This window comes from Fructobacillus broussonetiae, from assembly GCF_018437275.1.
GTDB lineage: Bacteria > Bacillota > Bacilli > Lactobacillales > Lactobacillaceae > Fructobacillus > Fructobacillus broussonetiae.
The window spans coordinates 39,383-58,874 of sequence record NZ_JAAMFK010000004.1; the positions used below are offsets into that span (position 1 = coordinate 39,383).

The following is a 19,492-nucleotide window of genomic DNA, read 5'->3' on the forward strand; positions in this document are numbered from 1 at the left end:
TAAAGTGAAAAAAGGACGCCCTAAGGACGTTCTTTTTTTATATAATAGGGACTATGATAAATCGAATTAAAAAATGGTGGGCGAAGCTTGATCGTCTACTCCATGTTAATGACCTCGTTACTTACTTTTCTCGAGCTCAAATCGGCCTTGTAGGTCCAACCTTTGCCTACTATGTTTTGTTAACCTTGTTCCCGTTATTGATTGCCGTTGTCCTTGTCATTTCGGCTTTGAATGTGACAACATCTCGATTGACGGAAATGATGACAGACTTCTTCCCAGAATCGGTTACGGAGTTTATTCATCCAATCTTAAATTCCGTGGCGCACGGGAATACACAGTCTTATTGGTCGATTTCTTTGATCTTTATTATTTGGGCTTTGTCCCGTGTGATTACTGTTTTACGCGAAGCCTTTAACCGGGTTGCAGATGTCGAAGAGCCGTTTTTGCCAATTTTGGCCCGACTCTGGTCTTTTCTCTGGCTGGTTTTGATGGTTGTGGTCCTCACGGTGCTTATCTTTGCCGGAAACATCCTAGGTGTCTATATTCAACAATGGACTGGTTTAGAATTCTGGGTAAAGCCGACTCGTTGGATTTTAATGTTCAGTCTTTGGGTTGTCTTGATATGGATGAACTACGAGCTGCCAACTAAGGAAGCAAGGGCGCCTTTTCGGGCATCATTGCTTGGCTCACTCTTTGATTTAGTTGCCCTAAACGCCCTAAACAAAGTCTTTGCGCTGGTTGCAAACCTTCAATTTGGAAAGTATGGTTTCTACCAGTCATTGACTTCCATCATTGTGTTCCTACTTTGGTTGAACCTTGTTGCTTCAGTATTGGTCACCGGTTTTGTCTTGATTAATTGGCTTTCGGGCTTCAATGGAATTGGAAGGAAGAAAAATGTTTCAGAAGACTGATTTTGATATTTTTAATGATCAAACCCTCGAGGGGCGAATGCACAAAGTCCGAACCGTCATTGACCCGAAGTTTGAAGCTTTCGCTGATTTGGCTATGCCAATCCTAAATGCTGACGGCCGTCCTTGGGTGGCCCACGTGGCCAAACACAAGATGCGTAAGGTGAATCCGCCTGAAAACACATGGGTAGCCTTCGCACCAAACAAGCGTGGTTATAAAATGGAAGCCCACTTTGAACTTGGCTTCTGGGATGACCACTTGTACTTTTATCTGGCCATTGAAGAAAATATGAAGAAGGTCAAGGCCGACGGCCCTCGTTTGGCTGAACAAATGATGGCTTTGTCCGACGAAGTATCTAAGTTGCCATCTGATTACGTGCTATCACAAGATCACATGGATAATAACCGCCACGAATTGTCAGAGTATGGTGAAATCGTGACTCGTTACGGTCGGGTTAAGGCCGCAGAAGTCTTGATCGGGCGCCAAATTCCAAAGGACAGTCCGCTCTTCGATGACTCCGAAAAGTTAACAAAGGTACTCTTGGATACCTTGAAAGAATTGTTACCACTGTACGAACAGTTGGCCGACTAATCATTGACGAAACAAAAAGCAGCAAGCCTTTCGATAAGGTTTACTGCTTTTTATGTGCATCGACTAAAACTTATTCTTCATGATTTTCTTGTTCCATGAGGAGCAGTGTCTGTGCTTGGTTAATTTCGTTGTACAATTCGTTGGCTACTGCAGGTTTGACTTGTCCGGCCGCTAATTGCACAGATAAGTAGGAATACTCGTCCGCAAAAGCCTGTACGTATTCGGCTGTGTCGACGGCTACTGCTTTCTTGCGGTAGTCGTGGTTAACAATACGGAAGAAGCGGTCGAGTAGCTTACGAACAGGGGCCACGTTTTCAGTGTGTTCGTGCGTTTCAAGTTCTTCTTTCAAGACATTAGCTAAGAGGGCGTCAGCAGTCTTTTTCATCTCTTTGTTCAAGGAAAGCATCGCTTCACGATCATTCTTCCATTCACGAACCTGCTGAGCACGTGTCGGATCCTTTTCCATCATTGCTTCGCGGTAACGTTGACGCTGTCCCTTGGTGAAGGTGCGTGTTTTTGTGTGCCAAGCAATTTCGTGACGAAGATGGTGAAGGCTCTGCTTGATTCGAACGAGCGGATGACGAGAAATAGCGGGTGAAAGAAGACCGCGTTGCAGGAAACGGGTATAGCGATCAACGACGTCTTGGTCGTATCCTTCTTCAATCATTTGATCCAGTCGTTCCTGCAATTGATCAGAAATTTTGGTCAACAATGCGATTGACGCTTGCTCACTGTGAGGATTTGGCTGAGCAATGGTGAGCTTTTGCGTTTGTAAGGTCTGAGCAATGGCTGTTTTAACGTCGTGGTTAGCAATGCGTTGTTCGACCTTAATGATGGCGGAGTCAATCATTTCAGAACGGGTGTTATTTAATTCCTCTTCGCTGTATGCAAGCTCCTCATCATCTAGGAGCTTTGGCAAAGCAAAAGTGGCAACCAGAAGTGAAATCAAGATAACCAACGTCGCGATCAAAAGAATTTCGTTCAAGAATGGTAATGGTCGTCCGTTGATGGTATTTGGCAATGAGAGAGCCAAAGCCAAGGTTACGGCTCCGTGCACACCGGCAATTCCAAAGATTTGGGCACGGTGAATCCGGTCTTTGGTTTGGTGTTTACCGAAGAAGCCGACCAACCGGTCCTGCTTCTGGAATGATACCCAGACGAAGCGAGCGGCGAACATGATAGCGTAAATGATGATAGCCAACCAGAAGAGGGCAAATGACTTATTGAAGCCGAAATCACCGATGAACTTTAAAATCCGTGGGATGGACAAACCTAAGATAACGAAAACGATTCCGTTTAAGAGGGTCGTCAGTGTTTGCCAAATTGTTCCTGATACAACGCGGGATTCCGTCGCAATCAATTGCAAACGAGATTCTTCGTAATTGTGGACAATACCTGCAGCGACCACAGCTAAAATCCCTGACAAGTGGAAGTGTTCTGCCAACAAGTAGATGGCAAATGGTGTCAAAATATTTAGTGGGATGGTTGTCGCTTGTGCCGAAGAAGCGTGGAATGAAAGATATAGGCGCAAGGCCACGATTAATCCAGAAGCGAGGGCACCGATAATCAGACCACCAAGGGCCACGATGGCAAAGTGGCCAATGGCGTTTGGTAAGCTGAAGTGACCTTCTCGATAAACGGAGAGTGCGAGGTCTAACAATACGATACCCGTTGCATCATTAAAGAGTGATTCGAGTTCGAGTGATTGGTTCAATCCCTTTGGCATCTTCAAACCAGTTGTCATTGATTTGACGGCCACGGCATCCGTTGGCACAACGATGGCGGCTAAGGCGATGGCAAGGGTTAACGGCCAGGCAGACTGAATCTTGTTCGTAACGAAGGCTACGATTCCAACAACGAACAAGGCCAAAATAACCGACAGTTGGAAAATGGCGTTGAAATGTTTTTTCATCGTCGCAAAAGAGATGCCTTGTCCCTCCTGGAACATCAATGGCGCGATAATCAGGAATAAGAAGAACTCGGGATCGAGTTCAAAATTCTTGAAGACCGGAATGAAGGTGAATAATCCTCCAACCACGATTAACACGAGGGCTTCTGGCACCCGGGGGATGAAGGGTTTAACAATGTTTGCTGCGATAACCGCAACTAAGAGTAACGCGATCAAATAGAGTGTCGTCATGTGAGTCCTTTCCTGTGACAGTGTTTCATTAATTACTATTATAGAAGGGTTTTTAGTACCAAACAAGGAAGATTGAAATTCTTAAAAATAACCCTATCTTTTTTGGAGGGCTTTCGCTATACTGAGGCTAAGCGATATTTTTATCATAATTCTTTAATAAAAGGAGAGGAAAAGCTATGGCATCAATTCAACGACTCTACGAGATTTTTCAGCCGGAACACTATGATCTGAAGATTCACGTGTCCCGAGAAGAAAAGCTCATTACTGGAACGGCAGTAATTACTGGTGAGGCAAAGCAAAAAGACTTGGCCTTGCACCAACACGATTTGACGATTTCATCATTGAAAGTTGACGGTGAAGACGTTGCCTTCGACATGGATAGAAAAAACGATCAGTTCACCTTTGAAAGCCCAAAGGACGGTTCAGTTAAAATTGAAGTGGCCTATACGGCACCTTTGACGGATAACATGAATGGAATTTATCCTTCATATTACAAGGAGAATGGTGAAGATAAGCAGGTTGTGTCAACGCAGTTTGAAACTTACTTTGCCCGCCAAGCCTTCCCATCAATCGATGAACCAGAAGCAAAGGCGACCTTTGAACTCGCGCTCTCCTTTGACGAAAAGAAGGGTGAAGTTGCCATCTCAAACACGCCGGAAGTGAAGGTGGAAGACGGTGTGCACTACTTCGAAAAGACCGTCAAGATGTCAACGTACTTGGTTGCTTTTGCTTTCGGTGACTTCCAGTCAATCGAAACGAAAACGAAGTCAGGCATCAAGGTTGGTGTTTACGCAACGAAGGCCCACCCTGCAAAGGATATGGACTTTGCCTTAGACATCGCTAAGCGCTCCATCGATTTCTACGAAGATTACTATCAAACACCATATCCATTGGCCCAATCCTTGCAAGTTGCCTTGCCGGACTTCTCAGCCGGTGCCATGGAAAACTGGGGGATGGTCACTTACCGTGAGGCCTATCTCTTGGTTGACCCGGATAATACCGAGCTCTCAATGAAACAAGTAGTAGCCACAGTGATTGCCCACGAATTGGCACACCAGTGGTTCGGAGATCTTGTCACGATGAAGTGGTGGGACGAACTCTGGTTGAACGAATCCTTTGCCAACATGATGGAATTCGTCTGCATCGATGCCATCGAACCCGACTGGAAGATTTGGGAAAGCTTCAACGCCAAGGATGCACAGGCAGCTTTGAAGCGCGACGCTGTTCCTGGTGTGCAATCCGTTCATGTTGAAGTGCACCACCCAGAAGAAATCGACGCGCTCTTTGATCCAGCCATCGTTTATGCGAAGGGGGCGCGTTTGCTCGTCATGGTTCGTTCACTCATTGGTGATGATGCCTTGCGCAAGGGATTGAAGGCCTACTTTGAAAAGAAGGCCTATGGCAATGCTTCGGGTGACGACCTCTGGGACGCACTTGGAAAAGCATCTGGTCAGGATATCGGGGCCGTTATGAAGACTTGGTTGGACCAACCGGGTTACCCTGAAATTCACGTGGCTGTCGAAAACGGTCGCGTGAAGGTTAGCCAAAAGCCATTTGTCTTGGGCGAAAAGCCAGCAAATGATAACCGCCGTTGGGCAGTGCCGTTGGCGGCTTCTGTTGACGGTTTGCCAGCCTTGCTTTCAGAAGAGAGCTTGGACTTGGGCGACTGGGAAGAGTTGAAGGCGGCTTCCGATGGGCCATTCCGTCTGAACGTTGGAAACGCCAGCCACTACATCGTGTCATACGACGATGAAATCACGGCGGAACAGGTTGAAGGTTTGGCTCAGATGTCAGCCATCGATCAGGCACAGTTCTTGCAAAACCAGTTGTTCTTAGCTCAAGCAGGACAAGTGGGAATTGCTGATATCTTGCCGGTTTTGCCAAAGTTGAAGGGCTCTGACTCCGCATTGGTTCAAAACTTTGTCTACCAAGTGATTGGTCAGGCTAAGGTCTTTGCGGAAGCTGGTAGCCAGTTGGAAAAGGATTTGAAGGCCTTTGCAAAAACGTTGTCTGAAGACAGCTACGAACGCCTTGGATTCGACAAACAGGCTTCAGATTCTGTGTCCGACGAGTTGATGCGTCCGGTTGTTATTTCAGCAGCACTCTTTGGTCAAAACAGCCAAATGCAAAAGGATGCGCATTCTCGCTATGCCTCTGCGACGAGCATTGAAGCTTTGGCGGCCGATGGTCGAACGGAAGTTCTTCAAAATGAATTATCAAACTACAACAGCCAAGAAACCTTCGACGAAATGGTCAAGGCTTACGTTGATACAAGTAACGCTTCTTTGAAGCGCGACTTGCGTGCCGCTTTGGTCACGAGCCCAGAAGAAGGGCAATTGAAGACCTTAGTTTCCTACTTCATGGACGCCTCCGTTATTAAGCCACAAGATTTGCGTGACTGGTTCGGTGGTGTCTTGGCAAATGCCAAGGGTAAGGATATGGCCTGGAACTTTGTTACGAAGAACTGGGGATGGTTGGAAGACCGCCTCGGTGGTGACATGTCGTTTTCTTCTTACATCACGGTGATGTCTCGGACGTTGAAGACTCAGGCGCAATTAGATGCCTTCAACGACTTCTTCACACCAAAGGAAGACCAACCAGGAATTGCCCGCGAAATCATTGTTGACCGCGTGGTAATCGAAAACCGAGTAAAGTTGGTCGAAAATCAACAGGCTGACGTTGCAAAGGCGTTGGCAGGGTTGGTCAAATAATTTTGCAGAGTTAAAAAAGCCTCCGATGAAAATCGGAGGCTTTTGTTTTGACATTAATCTTCACCAGGAATGAAGGTGTCGTTTTTAATCAATGATTGGAATGAGTCGTGCACGGCTTCGAACAAGTCGTCCGGCCCGTTGTCCAACATCTCACGTGGGAAGAAGAAGCGTTGGTCCAGTGACGCGCGTCCCTTAATCGCCCCTACAAGCGTTGAGAGCTCTGACAATTCCTTTTGGGTACCGTCAGCCATCACCAATTCGATTTGCGTTCGTGGCTTCTTTGCCGCTGGCTTATAATCGTCGTATGGCAAATCGTAGGCGTCGTTTCGTGCCGTGTAGTATTCAGGGTCGAAACCGGCGTCCTTAATAATCTTCTCGAGGCGGTCCAAGTGTGGTGCTGAATCCTCGTTAATCTGAATGGACTTAAACGGCTTTCGTCCTAAGAAACGCTGGGACAAATCCGCCAAGATCGTGTCGTCCGAATCCTGCCAGCCGTTGATGGCCGTCAAAAAGAGGTTGTCATCCAAGCGTAGGTATTCATGTACCGTCAAGTCGTGATCTGGTTGGAACACCGGCTTCAGTAACGGCCCAACCAACGATTCGGGCTCCTTGCCGGAAGCCAAAAGCTCCTTCACGCGACCAAGGATGTGCTCCAAGATAATTTCCATTCCGCGGGAAACGGGGTGGAAGTATACCTGTAAGTACATCTGGTAGCGGGCAACCAAGTAGGATTCAACCGCGTGCATACCACCGATTCCAACAGCGATTCCGCGCTTGCATGGGCGAAGCATTCGCAAAATTCGAGAAAGATCGAATTCACCGTATGAGGCCCCGGTGTAATAGGCGTCGCGAAGGAGATAATCCATGCGATCAACATCCAGCTGGGATGAAATCAGCTGCACAACCTGTGGGTTCGGGTAGGTCTTTGCAATAACGGATGCGACCTTGTTTGGGAAGTCTGGTCCTTCTTGCAAGAGGACCTTATTAATTTCGGTGTCACCCGTGATGATGTGCTGCGTCATCGCTTCGTGATCCGTGTGGAAGAGGTGCTCAAAGGTGTGAGAGAAAGCACCGTGTCCAACGTCGTGAAGCAATGCGGCGGCCAACGTCACCATGCGTTCTTCTGGATTCCAGAGGCCATCGCCTTCTTCTTTTGTGCAGTAGTACTGCTCAAAGTATTCGGTTACCCGGCGGGCCAGTTCGTAAGCACCCGCACAGTGACCGAAACGGTCATGGGTTGCGCCGTGGAAAATCGTGTTCGCCACACCAAGCTGTTGGACGCGGCGCAAACGTTGAAATTCCTTCGTGTTGATCAAATCCAAAATCAGTTGGTCTTGGATGTGAATAAAGTCGTGAATGGGGTCTCTGAGGACTTTTTCGTGTTCTAATTTTTCCAAAAGATTCACCTTTCCCTTCGTCGATATCCCTATTATAATAGAAAGAAGCAAAACTTGCGAAAAATGAGGGCAGAAAGCGTTAAATATGACAGGAAAATTGGTTCAAGTACAATTCCAATCAAAAATTTACCAGGATGCTGGTGACGAAAGCTTCGACATTGAAGCGAGTGGACGCCTGATTGAAAAGGGGGATGCCCTCTATTTGACCTACGATGAAGAAATCGAAGAACAAGCCATCACAAAGGTTATGGTCAAGATGGAAGAGGGGCGCGTGGCCATTACACGTTCCAACGTGAATAAGACCCGCTTGGTCTTTGAACCTGGTTTGCTTGCTAACCAGCCTTATCAAACGGCGGCGGGGATGATGTTGCTTGATACCAACACGCGTCGTTTCGAGCTCGATTTAGCGGACAACAAAAAGAGTGGAAAGCTCGTCTTAGACTACTCTTTGTCTGCAAACGGCGAAGTTGTTGGACAGTATCAGGTTTCCTTGCAATTTTCTTGATTTTTCAGTATAGTTAACTAGTTAGAAGTGCGAAAGGATACGAGCCATGTCACAAATGAAAAACGGTCAACTCAAAGAAGAAATGGCGTTGGTGGAAATCGCCACGGCCATCTTATCCGAACAAAAGAAGGCAATGGCCTTCTCAGATCTTGTTGCAGCCATCGAGGATTTCCTTGGGGTTGACGACGAGACCTTTAAGTCCCGTTTGTCTCAGTTCTACACGGACTTGAACACGGACGGATCTTTCATCTCACTTGGGAACAACGAATGGGCATTGCGTGCCTGGTACCCAGTTGACGCCATCGATGAATCAATTCACGAAATCGATGACGAAGAAGAAAAGCCAAAGAAGAAAAAGAAGGCTTCTAAGAAGGTTAACGTCTTTGCCGACAACGCCGCTGATGACGACGTTATCGACTACAACGACGATGACCCTGAAGACGACGACTTCGATGACATCGACGGACACGACGCCGAAGACGGTGACGGAAACGATTCCGAAGATGACGATGATTCAGACAAGGAAGAATCAATCGACCAAAACCTGACTGAATTGGCAGGAACGGACGACTTGGACGACCTTTCTGACGGTGACGAAGAGAAGTAATTTTAGCTGAAAATTTTCAGTCAAAGTCTTGCTTTTTATAAGCGCCTTAGGTAATATATATAACTGTGCTAAGCACTGATTGCTCTCGTAACTCAGTTGGTTAGAGTAGGGGATTTTTAATCCCAAGGTCCTCGGTTCGAATCCGAGCGAGAGCACTGATAGTTTTATCAGGAGACCTTGGGAGATTTCCAAAAAAGCGTTCGGTAGAAATACCGGACGCTTTTTGTTTTGCTTTTAATAAAAGTCGGACCCGTGCCGGTCCGGCGGGCACTTGGAATATTTTTATCATTTTTCTTTCATTTTTCTTTTAAAAAGAGCTTGCATTTGCATGTTGTATCTTTTATGATAGATACAACATTAAGAAGACGAGTAAAGCAGGATTGTTATACAGCGACGTCATGGTTGGTGAGAATGGCGAACAACCTGTTTGAAGACTACTTCTTAGAAATGACATACGAGTAGCGTGTGAAAGTATGCCCGGTGAGACCCACCGTTATGCAGGTCTTAAAGGTTACGTGTGTTAACGTAGCAAATTTGGGTGGTACCACGCGCCGGCGTCCCTAGCTTTATTGGCTAGGGGCGCCTTTTTTGTTAGCCAAAACCTTTAACTTGTGGACAGATTTAGAATTAGGAGTGCTGTTATGGCAGAGAATAAAAAAGCATTAAATCGATCACTATCATCCTTCCAAATGGAAATGATTGCCCTCGGTGGAACCATCGGGGTTGGGCTCTTCATGGGAGCTTCTTCTACCATTAAGTGGACCGGGCCTTCCGTTATCTTGGCCTACCTCCTTTCTGGTTTGGTTTTGTACATTGTGATGCGTGCCTTGGGAGAAATGCTCTACGTTGATCCTGAAGTTGGTTCCTTTGCCAACTATGCGAAGCGTTACATTCACCCAGCCGCAGGGTACTTGACGGTTTGGGCCAACGTCATTCAGTGGCTGATGGTCGGAATCTCTGAAACCATCGCCGTTGGTGTTTACCTTGAATACTGGTGGCCAGGAATTCCTTCCTGGGTAACGGGTGTGATTGTGTTGGCAACGTTGACGGCCGCCAACCTGGTAACGGTTAAGGCGTACGGTTCAATGGAATCCTGGTTCTCACTGATCAAGGTCTTGACGATTGTCTTCATGATCATCATGGGATTCATGGTCATCTTGCTTGGTGTCGGGAACCACGGTCACCCACTTGGCTTCTCAAACCTTTGGTCACACGGCGGCTTCTTCGCCGGTGGGTTCAAGGGCTTCATGTTCGCCTTGTCCATCGTGATGACGTCTTACCAAGCCATCGAAATTATTGGTATTACGGCCGGTGAAGCTAAGAATCCTCAAGAAGCAATTGTGAAATCAATTAAGTCCATTGTGGCTCGTATCTTGATTTTCTACGTTGGATCCATCTTCGTGATTATCACGATTTACCCATGGAACCAATTGGACCAAGTTGGTTCTCCCTTCGTTGAAACCTTTGCACGAGTTGGTATCACGGCCGCGGCTGGAATTATCAACTTCGTCATGATGACGGCCGCTATTTCAGCCTTGAACTCAGGTCTCTTCTCATCTTCTCGTATGATTTACACGTTGGCTTTGAACAAGGAAATCTCTCCTAAATTCTTGAAGCTCTCTAAGAAGCGCGTGCCTGAAGTTGCTGTTTTGGCCATGTCAGGAGGAATCTTGATTGGAATTATCTTGAACGCCGTTTTGCCTTTGATCTGGCACGACTCATCTAAGCTCTTCGTGATGGTGTACTCCGCTTCAACGTTGCCAGGAATGGTTCCTTGGTTTGTCATCTTGTACAGCCAAATCCAATTCCGTAAGGAAAACCCTGACAAGTTGAAGGGGCACCCATTTAAGTTGGCCTTGTCGCCACTTTCAAACTACTTCGCTATGGCGATGTTGATCATCACGTTGGTCTTCATGACGATGAACGAAGACACGCAAGTGCCACTGCTTATTGGCTTCTTGCTACTTGCTCTCGTCTTGGTTTGGTACTTCATCAAGCACCGCCACGATTCAGAAAAAGACATCGAATATTAAATAACCTTTAAAAAGGCCCGTTTAGGGCCTTTTTTATTTGACAAAGTCAGACCCGGTCTTGGTACAATGGACGGAGTTTAAATTTACGTTGGAGGAAACATGACAAAAGCAGAAATTCGTCGTCAAATTAAGGCGACTGTAAAAGACAAGTTGACTGGTAACTGGGGCTATGCCATCTTGATCGCCTTGCCTGGAATTATCTTCGGGTGGGTTTCAAACCGCTCAGATTACAACAGCACGATTAACGACGTGGCGCAGGGATACGGCTTCACGTTCCCAACGGTTGCCGTAGCGAACACAACGATTTTTGGCATCCTTGCCTTCTTCGCCTCAACGGCGGCAATGTATGCCTTCTTGAACTTCTACCGTACGGACAAGCGCGAACCGCAGCCATTCTTGCAAACGATTAACGCCTACGGCGAATCAAAGGGTCTCTTCTTGGGTACTTTGGTTGTTGGTTTGTTGCAATTTGTTTTGACCTTCCTTTGGTTATTGCTCTTGTTTGTTCCTGGAATTATCAAGTCATTCTCATACTCACAAGCCTTGTTTGCTTACAAGGATGCGAAGGCAAACGGTGAAGACATTCGCTTTATCGATGCCATCACGCGTTCACGTGAATTGATGGACGGTCACAAGTGGGAATTGTTCGTTCTCTACTTGTCATTCCTTGGATGGGGAATCGTTGTCTTCTTCACCTTCGGAATTGGAACGCTTTGGTTGACGCCATACATGAACATGACGTTGGCTGGCTTCTACGACCACTTGAAGAAAGAAGCTGAAAAGAAGGCTTCAGAAGACGTTACCTCTGAAGTTTAATCAGTTAAGAAAAAGCACCGCCGAAATGGCGGTGCTTTTTCGTTTTTATATTTTACCAATGCTGAGCCGAGGCAGGAATGTGCTTTCCTCCTAGTGAGAGCGCCCCTTGGTCATACACCTTCTGGTTTTGCACCCAAGTCTCTTTATCCTTGATGGTCAGACCAACTGTTGGCCCAAAAGTACAGTCCCCCGTAAAGGACGTGATGGTGAAGTTGTCATCGTTTTCGTCTTTTGGCGGAAGAACCGTGTAGGCGTAGGTGAACTTCTTCGTGTTCCGCTTGGTATTTGAACCAAGCACCAAACCCGTCTTGTTCAACTTCTCGTACGGACCATCAATTCCATCCGTCGAGACGTAGCCGTACAAGAAATTCTCATCCTTGAAGCGCTTGTCCGTTGTCGCCAAGGACTTGCCTTGGAAGCACGTGAACAGGTACCACTTGTTCTTATAGAAGAAAAGGTCGGGTCGCTCCGTGATATCGTTTGCCGAAGAGGTCATCAAAAGCGGCGGCTTAACCGTTTTTACCGTGAAGTCTGGATTCAATTCCAGAAGACCAATGGCGCCCGAAGCCAGGGCCGCCTTTGAACCCAGCTCGTTATTCGTTGCCATCTTCTTGCGTTCGCTCGTGTAGGACTCCAGTGAGCCGTAATCTTCAGGCGAGTTCAAGGTCACTTGGCCGTCACCATACTTCTTTCCTGTGTTTCCTTCAAAGGTCAGGTAGTAATGACCGTTTGCTGCCACAAAGTGTGGGTCGCGCATGGCAAAAGAGTCGTTTTTACTCTTAATCTGGTTCACGGTTTGGTAAATCTTGCCGTCACCTAAGAAGACGGTCTTGTGATCCGAGGCCTTTTGGTGGTTAACCTTCAATCCAGAGTCCCAGTTCGAACCGTCTTTTGGTTCGACACTAACCCGAACGGTGGAAAGGGACTGCGCCTGACCGTGCTTTGTCATCGCTCCGGTGTAAAAGACACGAATGGTGTCGTCTTCAGGGTTCATCATGACAGACGACCCCGACCACTCATTGTTAATTTTTTTAATCGTTTTGTCCGGATTGTCCGTCCCCTCCGTAAAGGAATTCAAGACATAGCCCAAGTAAATCCATGAGCTAGGATCCGTTTTCTTATCGTCAATCTTTTGGGCAAAGAGAGCCATCTTGACGCCCTTCTTATCCCGCCTTTTTCCAACGGCTGAAAGGGCGATGGTCAAACGGTAACCGTGATAATTAGCCACGCGACCATCTTGGTCGGTGACGGGCCATGAATCCCAGAGGGAGAGAGGCTTGACCTGTCCGTCCTTTGGGTCGATTCCCTTTGCGTCAGGAATTCTTTGTGCGCTTTTATCGGCATCAAAAGTTGGCATCGCAAATCGACTGTCCTTCATCTGACTCGGAATGTCTGACAAATCTAAACGGGTAAAGTGAGCGATACCACTTGCTTGCGGATTACTCTTGCCGAGTGGTTGCTGATTAATGCCGAGTAAAATGGCGGTTGTGGTGAGAGACCCCATCAAAATCGCAATGTAGGAAAACTGCTTGTGCCTTCCAAGAAAGGATCGATACCGATACATGATTCTAAATAGCCTTCATTCTTTAGTTATTAGAATCATTATAACAAAGTGGTGGAAAGGTGGCGTTAAATAAAAAAGCACGCCGAATTCATGAAGAATCGGAATGTTTTTGGTTAGTTAGGGCACAGGCCTATCTTTTTCTTAAATCTGCACGCATAATTCAGTTAGCAAAGAAGCCGAGACGGCGACGCAGACCCTCCAAAGGAGGTGAGTTATATGCCCGAAATACTTGTATTTCGAGGAGGTATGGTGAAATCCGATGAGAAAGGATGCGTCATGCAGGAGTTTCTTGAATTTCTTTTTGAGAATCTTGAGTCCGCTGCGAAAGTAGTTGAAATCATCAAGAACCTCAAGGAAATTTTCAAGAAATAAAAAGCAACCATCTCGCTTTGACGAGTAGATGGTTGCTTTTGTAATCATTAACTAGTCGCCGTTTTTGCGGCTTTGCTAAGGGCTTCCGGTTGCCTCCGGAAGTCCTTTTCAATTGCTAGTATAACATGAGTTGTTGATCGCAGCAGGTTTTTTATGAATGATTGGAATATTTATAGAAATAAAAAAGCAATCCTCTCGCTTTGACCGGCTGATGGTTGCTTTAGCAATTTATCACTAGTCGACGTTTTCGGTGACACTGATATCCTATCATGGTTTGTTTGAATTTTTAGGCGTTATTCGTTATCATAATAGTCGTCATTTGAATAATTAAAAAGATTTGTCGAAATTGGTCTACTGGTCTAGCCCGACTAATGAAAAAGAAAGAATATTTCTTGACATCCATAGGGTCAATCAGTAATATATATTAGGGCTCACAATTATTGTGAAAACGTTTAATAGCTCCCAAGCAATGCTTGGGAGTTTTTCTATTTTATATATAGCCTGGTTGACCGTAACCCATCGGAATGACACCGGCAGTTTTGGCAGAGCTACAGGAGGCAGTATGACTAAGAAACAAACCAAGTACATTTTTGTCACGGGTGGGGTTGTTTCCTCACTTGGTAAGGGAATTGTTGCAGCATCTTTGGGACGCTTGCTCAAGAACCGCGGATTGAAGTTGGCGATCCAAAAGTTGGATCCATACATCAACGTCGACCCAGGTACGATGTCACCTTACCAACACGGTGAAACATACGTTACTGGTGACGGTCTTGAAACCGACTTGGACATGGGACACTACGAGCGTTTCATGGACATCAACACAAACATGTACTCAAACGTGACGACTGGTCGAATCTACTCAGAAGTTTTGGCTAAGGAACGTCGCGGTGACTACAACGGTGGTACTGTTCAAGTTATCCCACACATCACAAACGCTATTAAGGACAAGATTGTAAAGGCCGGAGAATCAACCGACGCCGACGTTGTTATCGTCGAAGTTGGTGGAACGGTTGGTGATATCGAATCATTGCCATTCATCGAAGCTTTGCGTCAAATGAAGTCTGACTTCGGCTCAGAAAACGTCTTCTACATTCACACGTCACTCTTGGTTTACTTGCGTGCCGCTGGTGAAGCAAAAACGAAGCCAACGCAACACTCAGTGACGCAATTGCGTTCACTTGGTATCCAACCAGACATGTTGGTTTTGCGTACTGAAAAGCCATTGTCTGACAGCTTGATTGAAAAGTTGGCAACCTTTACTGATGTTTCAAAGGAAGCCGTTGTGGAATCACGTGACGTGGAAACACTTTACGAAATCCCATTGAACTTGCAAGCACAACACATGGACGACGTTGTCTTGGACCACTTGAAGTTGGATGCTCCTGAAGCTGACATGAAGGAATGGGCTGCCATGGTCGACAAGATCAAGCACCCTAAGAAGGAAATCAATGTTGCCGTTGTCGGAAAGTACACGGATTTGCCTGATGCCTACATCTCAGTTAACGAAGCGTTGAAGCATGGTGGTTACGATCAAGACACTGATGTGCACATCGACCACATCAACTCTGAAACGGTTAATGCTGATAACGTCGCTGACCTCTTGAAGGGCAAGGACGGAATCATGGTTCCGGGAGGATTTGGTCCCCGTGGAACAGAAGGTAAGATTCAAGCCATCAAGTACGCCCGTGAAAACAACATCCCATTCTTGGGTGTCTGCTTGGGTATGCAATTGGCCTCAGTTGAATTTGCTCGTGATGTCTTGGGTTACAAGGATGCCAACTCAATCGAATTGGATCCAGAAACGAAGCACCCAGTTATCTCATTGATGAACGAACAAAACGAAGTGACGGACCTTGGTGGAACGCAACGTCTTGGATTCTACCCAACTTGCTTGTTGGAAGGAACAAAGACGGCTGCTGCCTACGGCAACAAGTCTGAAGTTGACGAACGTCACCGTCACCGTTACGAATTCAACACGGAATTCCGTCAACAATTCGAAGATAACGGTATGCTCTTCTCAGCCGTATCACCTGATAACAAGTTGATGGAAGTTATCGAATATCCAAAGAACGACTTCTTCATTGCTGCTCAGTATCACCCAGAATTCATCTCACGTCCTAACAAGCCAGAAGGACTCTACCACAGCTTTATCTCAGCTGCGATTAAGCAGATGGAAAAGAAGTAAAACGATAGATTTTTACTAAAAAAGACCGCCTGTAAGGGCGGTCTTTTTCTGGCGAAAAGGATATAATGGACCTATGCTAGCAAAAACCTCAAAACATATTGAACAAAAACTGTCGCTTTTGCCAAGCGAACCTGGTTCCTACCAGATGAAGGACTACCAGGGGAAAATTATCTATGTCGGGAAGGCCAAAAACCTAAAGAACCGTGTCCGCTCCTACTTTAAGCAGGACCACGAGTGGAAGACTGCTGAACTGGTTTCAAACATCGTCGACTTCGACTTCATTGTAACCAATTCCGACAAAGAGGCCTTTTTGCTCGAAAACGAGCTGATTAAAAAATATAAGCCGTACTACAACATCCGTTTGAAGTACGGAACGGGTTATCCCTACATCAAGATTACCCAGGAAAAGGATCCACGCCTTGCTTTGGTTTCCGAAGTGAAGAAGGACGGCGCCTTTTACTTTGGGCCTTACCCAAACGTTTACGCGGCCCAAGAGACCCTTCACTTTTTAGAGAAGAACTATCCTTTGCGCCGTTGTAAGGGTCGTCAGGGACGGCCTTGCCTCTACTATTCCATGGGACAGTGCCTGGGTGCCTGCTTTAAGCACGTACCAAAGGAAGAATACGATGCGCAGGTCGAGAAGATTAAGAAATTCTTGTCTGGTGACACCAAGGTCGTGAAGCGTCGTCTCCAAGAAGAGATGAGCTCGGCTGCTGAGAACATGGAGTTCGAACGAGCCGCTGATTTGCGTGATCAGTTGAAGTACATCGATGAGACCGTTGAAAGCCAGCGGATGCTCTCAAAGGATTCAACACCACGCGACCTTTTCAACTACTACCTCGACAAGGGCTGGATGACCGTTTCGGTCTTCTTCTTGCGACAGGCACGTTTGATTCGGCAGTCGAAACAGACTTTTGCCGTGGTTTCAGACGGTGTGGATGAACTGACGACCTTCATCCAGCAATTCTACTTGCAAAAGAACATCCAAAAACCAAAGGAAGTCTTGGTGCCTGACGTCATCGATACTGACCTGTTGTCACAGGCGTTGGATTTGCCCGTCCGCACACCGGTCCGTGGTGAAAAAAAGGACCTGCTCGATTTGGCTGGTAAGAACGCTCGGATTTCGTTGGAAGAAAAGTTCCGCTTGATGGAGCTAAACGAACAGAAGACGACGGCGGCGATGAAGGAAATTACGGACGCCCTTGGTATCTCTATGGGGCACCGCATCGAGGCCTTCGATCACTCGCACACACAGGGGGATGAAATCGTGTCTGCGATGGTCGTCTTTGAAGACGGTCGTCCAAACAAGGATCTCTACCGGAAGTTCAAGATTCGAACGGTGACGCACGCCGACGAATGGGCGGAAACGCAGGAAGTGATTCGCCGTCGCTACTCCCGCTTGTTAAAAGAACACGACGACCTGCCGGACTTGATTCTGATGGACGGTGGTCTGGCTCAGTTGCACGCCGCAAAGGAAGTGCTGGAAGACGAGCTTGGACTAGACATTCCCGTCGCTGCCATGGTCAAAAACGATAAGCACAAGACGGCCGATTTGATTTCGGGTAAGACCGAAGAGATTGTGCCCTTGGATCACCGTTCCCAGGGATTCTTCTTGTTGCAAAGGATTCAAGACGAAGTACACCGCTTTGTCATCACCTTCCACCGCAAGTCTCATTCAAAGAAGTCCTTGGCTTCTCGTTTGGACGCGATTTCTGGTGTTGGACCAAAGACCCGCCAGAAGTTGCTCACGAACTTCGGGTCGCTTTCTAAGATTGAACAGGCCTCACCGGAAGAATTGCAGGAGTTAGGACTGTCAAAGAAGACGGCCCAACTCGTTCACTGGTCACTATCACAGTCTAAGGTGGATAAGTAAAGCGTCCTGATGGTAGTTTAAACAGGGACACGCTTTGTCTCCCGGGATTGCCTTTTGGCTTTACAACTAGTCAAGTCCGGGGCACCCCAGGCCCAAATTCAGTGCGCTGCATGCTGAATCTGGTACGGGTCGGACTTTGGTAGAAAAGAAAACATATAAAAGCGTGATTTTTGTAAGGAAAATCTCAAGGTTCTAAAGTATGAAATTATTTTCTTTAGAACCTTTTTCATTTGCCCAAAAGAGGGTATAATTATAGTCATATTGCTACTTTTCAGCTAGTAAAGCAGGCGGTTCTGTGATAAACTTATATGTCTGAAGTACGATGTTTGAAAGAAAAGGAGAAACCGGTTCATGGCATTCGTTGACCAAGCACAAGTAGAATTAAAAGCCGGAAAGGGAGGCGATGGAATCGTCTCCTTCCGTCACGAAAAGTTTGTCGCCATGGGTGGTCCCTTTGGAGGTGATGGAGGCCACGGTGGTTCCATCATCTTGAAGGTGGACGAAGGACTCCGCACGCTGATGGACTTCCGTTACAACCGCCACTTTAAGGCACAATCCGGTGGTAAGGGTGGAACCAAGGGAATGACCGGTGCTTCCGCTGAAGACCGTATCATCAAGGTCCCACAGGGAACGATTGTTTCTGATGCCGACACCGGTGAAGTCCTCGGTGATTTGGTCCATGAAGGACAAACTCTCCTGGTTGCTCGCGGTGGTCGCGGTGGTCGTGGAAACATCCACTTTGCCACGCCGGCTAACCCAGCGCCTGAACTTTCTGAAAACGGGGAACCTGGACAAATCCGCAACATCAAGATGGAGATGCGGGTTTTGGCCGACGTTGGTTTGGTTGGCTTCCCATCCGCCGGTAAGTCCACTTTGCTTTCCGTTGTTTCAAACGCAAAACCAAAGATTGCGGCCTACCACTTTACGACGATTGATCCAAACATCGGAATGGTCCGTCTCTCAGACGACCGTGACTTTGTTATGGCCGACTTGCCAGGGTTGATTGAAGGTGCTTCCGAAGGTGTCGGTCTTGGATTCAAGTTCCTCCGTCACGTGGAACGCACCCGTGTCATCCTCCATTTGGTTGACATGTCAGGTATTGAAGGACAGGATTCTTACACCCAGTACCGTAAGATTTTGACCGAGTTGGAACAATACGATCCAACCATCTTGGAACGTCCGCAAATCGTTGTGGCAACGAAGATGGACATGCCTGAATCTGAAGCCTTCTACCAAGAATTCGTGAAGCAGGTAAAGGCTGATTCCGGTTTGAAGGAAACACCTGAAATTATGTCTATTTCAGCCGTGACCCACAAGGGTGTTGACGAACTCTTGCGCGCAACCGCCGATATGTTGGACAAGGCACCCGTTGCCGAAGCCTACAAGGTACAAGAAGAAGCCGCCGAAAACGAGAAGGTTTACAAGTTCGAAGAAGAGAATTCTGACCTTTCCGTTGACTGGGATCAAGAATACGCATGCTGGATGATTTCTGGTAAGGAAGTCGAAAAGTTGGCCGCGATGACCAACTTGCAGCGTGAAGCGACCGTTATGCGCTTTGCCCGCCAGATGCGCCACATGGGTGTTGATCAAATGCTCCGTGACGCCGGTGCAAAGGACGGCGACGACGTTCGCGTTAACAATACAAACTTTGTCTTTGAATATTCTGATTAAGAAAAAACCTGGGCGACCAGGTTTTTTTAGCAGGATTAAGTCTGGCCCGGGGGCTGTGATGCCCCACGGGCCGTTGTGCAAAGAGCGTGCGTACCGGTTTCGCTCCTTTAGGAGCGGG

Annotated in this window: 14 protein-coding genes and 1 tRNA gene; 12 read left to right on the top strand and 3 right to left on the bottom strand. The window is 47.0% G+C overall.

Annotation, left to right across the window (positions count from 1 at the left end; genetic code table 11):
- Positions 1–53 precede the first annotated feature (53 nt).
- A complete protein-coding gene (locus tag G6R29_RS03905; protein ID WP_213809052.1) occupies positions 54–911 on the top strand; it encodes a YihY/virulence factor BrkB family protein in 858 nt (285 codons plus the stop codon).
- Positions 895–1,500 carry a DUF1054 family protein gene (locus tag G6R29_RS03910; protein WP_213809053.1) on the top strand — a complete coding sequence of 202 codons (606 nt, stop codon included), beginning with the start codon at positions 895–897 and terminating at the stop codon, positions 1,498–1,500. The genes G6R29_RS03905 and G6R29_RS03910 overlap by 17 nt, the downstream gene beginning before the upstream one ends.
- 70 nt (positions 1,501–1,570) lie before the next feature.
- Here the strand turns inward: G6R29_RS03910 and G6R29_RS03915 are convergent, their stop codons facing one another.
- A complete protein-coding gene (locus G6R29_RS03915; RefSeq protein ID WP_213809054.1) occupies positions 1,571–3,640 on the bottom strand; it encodes a cation:proton antiporter in 2,070 nt (689 codons plus the stop codon).
- A gap of 176 nt (positions 3,641–3,816) precedes the next feature.
- On the opposite strand from G6R29_RS03915, the gene G6R29_RS03920 reads away from it, so the two are divergent.
- Positions 3,817–6,351: a M1 family metallopeptidase gene (locus G6R29_RS03920; RefSeq protein WP_213809055.1), complete on the top strand. Its 2,535-nt coding sequence runs from the start codon at positions 3,817–3,819 to the stop codon at positions 6,349–6,351.
- 53 nt (positions 6,352–6,404) lie between these two features.
- Here G6R29_RS03920 and G6R29_RS03925 read toward each other — a convergent pair whose 3' ends face one another.
- Positions 6,405–7,757 (bottom strand): HD domain-containing protein, encoded by a 1,353-nt coding sequence (locus G6R29_RS03925; protein WP_213809056.1) that lies wholly within the window; start codon positions 7,755–7,757, stop codon positions 6,405–6,407.
- 76 nt (positions 7,758–7,833) lie between these two features.
- On the opposite strand from G6R29_RS03925, the gene G6R29_RS03930 reads away from it, so the two are divergent.
- The 5 genes from G6R29_RS03930 (at position 7,834) to G6R29_RS03950 (ending at position 11,709) form a co-directional block, all read left to right on the top strand.
- Complete coding sequence (locus tag G6R29_RS03930) at positions 7,834–8,253, top strand: YwiB family protein (RefSeq protein WP_213809057.1); 420 nt, start codon at positions 7,834–7,836, stop codon at positions 8,251–8,253.
- A gap of 46 nt (positions 8,254–8,299) precedes the next feature.
- Positions 8,300–8,860, top strand: a complete 561-nt coding sequence (rpoE, locus tag G6R29_RS03935; protein WP_213809058.1) for a DNA-directed RNA polymerase subunit delta — start codon at positions 8,300–8,302, stop codon at positions 8,858–8,860.
- An 81-nt stretch (positions 8,861–8,941) separates the two neighbouring features.
- Positions 8,942–9,015 (top strand) — tRNA-Lys (locus tag G6R29_RS03940).
- Between the two features lie 486 nt (positions 9,016–9,501).
- Positions 9,502–10,893, top strand: a complete 1,392-nt coding sequence (locus G6R29_RS03945; RefSeq protein WP_213809059.1) for an amino acid permease — start codon at positions 9,502–9,504, stop codon at positions 10,891–10,893.
- A gap of 99 nt (positions 10,894–10,992) precedes the next feature.
- Entirely contained in the window at positions 10,993–11,709 is a 717-nt protein-coding gene (locus G6R29_RS03950) for a DUF975 family protein (protein WP_213809060.1), read from the top strand.
- A gap of 52 nt (positions 11,710–11,761) precedes the next feature.
- Here the strand turns inward: G6R29_RS03950 and G6R29_RS03955 are convergent, their stop codons facing one another.
- Positions 11,762–13,273, bottom strand: coding sequence for a glycoside hydrolase family 68 protein (locus G6R29_RS03955; protein ID WP_213809061.1), 1,512 nt, complete (start codon positions 13,271–13,273; stop codon positions 11,762–11,764).
- A gap of 216 nt (positions 13,274–13,489) precedes the next feature.
- Between G6R29_RS03955 and G6R29_RS03960 the strand changes: the two genes are divergently transcribed.
- The 4 genes from G6R29_RS03960 (at position 13,490) to obgE (ending at position 19,374) form a co-directional block, all read left to right on the top strand.
- Positions 13,490–13,645 carry a hypothetical protein gene (locus G6R29_RS03960; protein WP_213809062.1) on the top strand — a complete coding sequence of 52 codons (156 nt, stop codon included), beginning with the start codon at positions 13,490–13,492 and terminating at the stop codon, positions 13,643–13,645.
- Between the two features lie 562 nt (positions 13,646–14,207).
- On the top strand, positions 14,208–15,830 hold the full coding sequence (locus G6R29_RS03965; protein ID WP_213809063.1) for a CTP synthase: 1,623 nt from the start codon (positions 14,208–14,210) through the stop codon (positions 15,828–15,830).
- Between the two features lie 73 nt (positions 15,831–15,903).
- Entirely contained in the window at positions 15,904–17,703 is a 1,800-nt protein-coding gene (gene uvrC / locus G6R29_RS03970) for an excinuclease ABC subunit UvrC (protein WP_213809064.1), read from the top strand.
- A gap of 351 nt (positions 17,704–18,054) precedes the next feature.
- Positions 18,055–19,374, top strand: a complete 1,320-nt coding sequence (obgE, locus tag G6R29_RS03975) for a GTPase ObgE (protein WP_213809065.1) — start codon at positions 18,055–18,057, stop codon at positions 19,372–19,374.
- Positions 19,375–19,492: the final 118 nt, after the last annotated feature.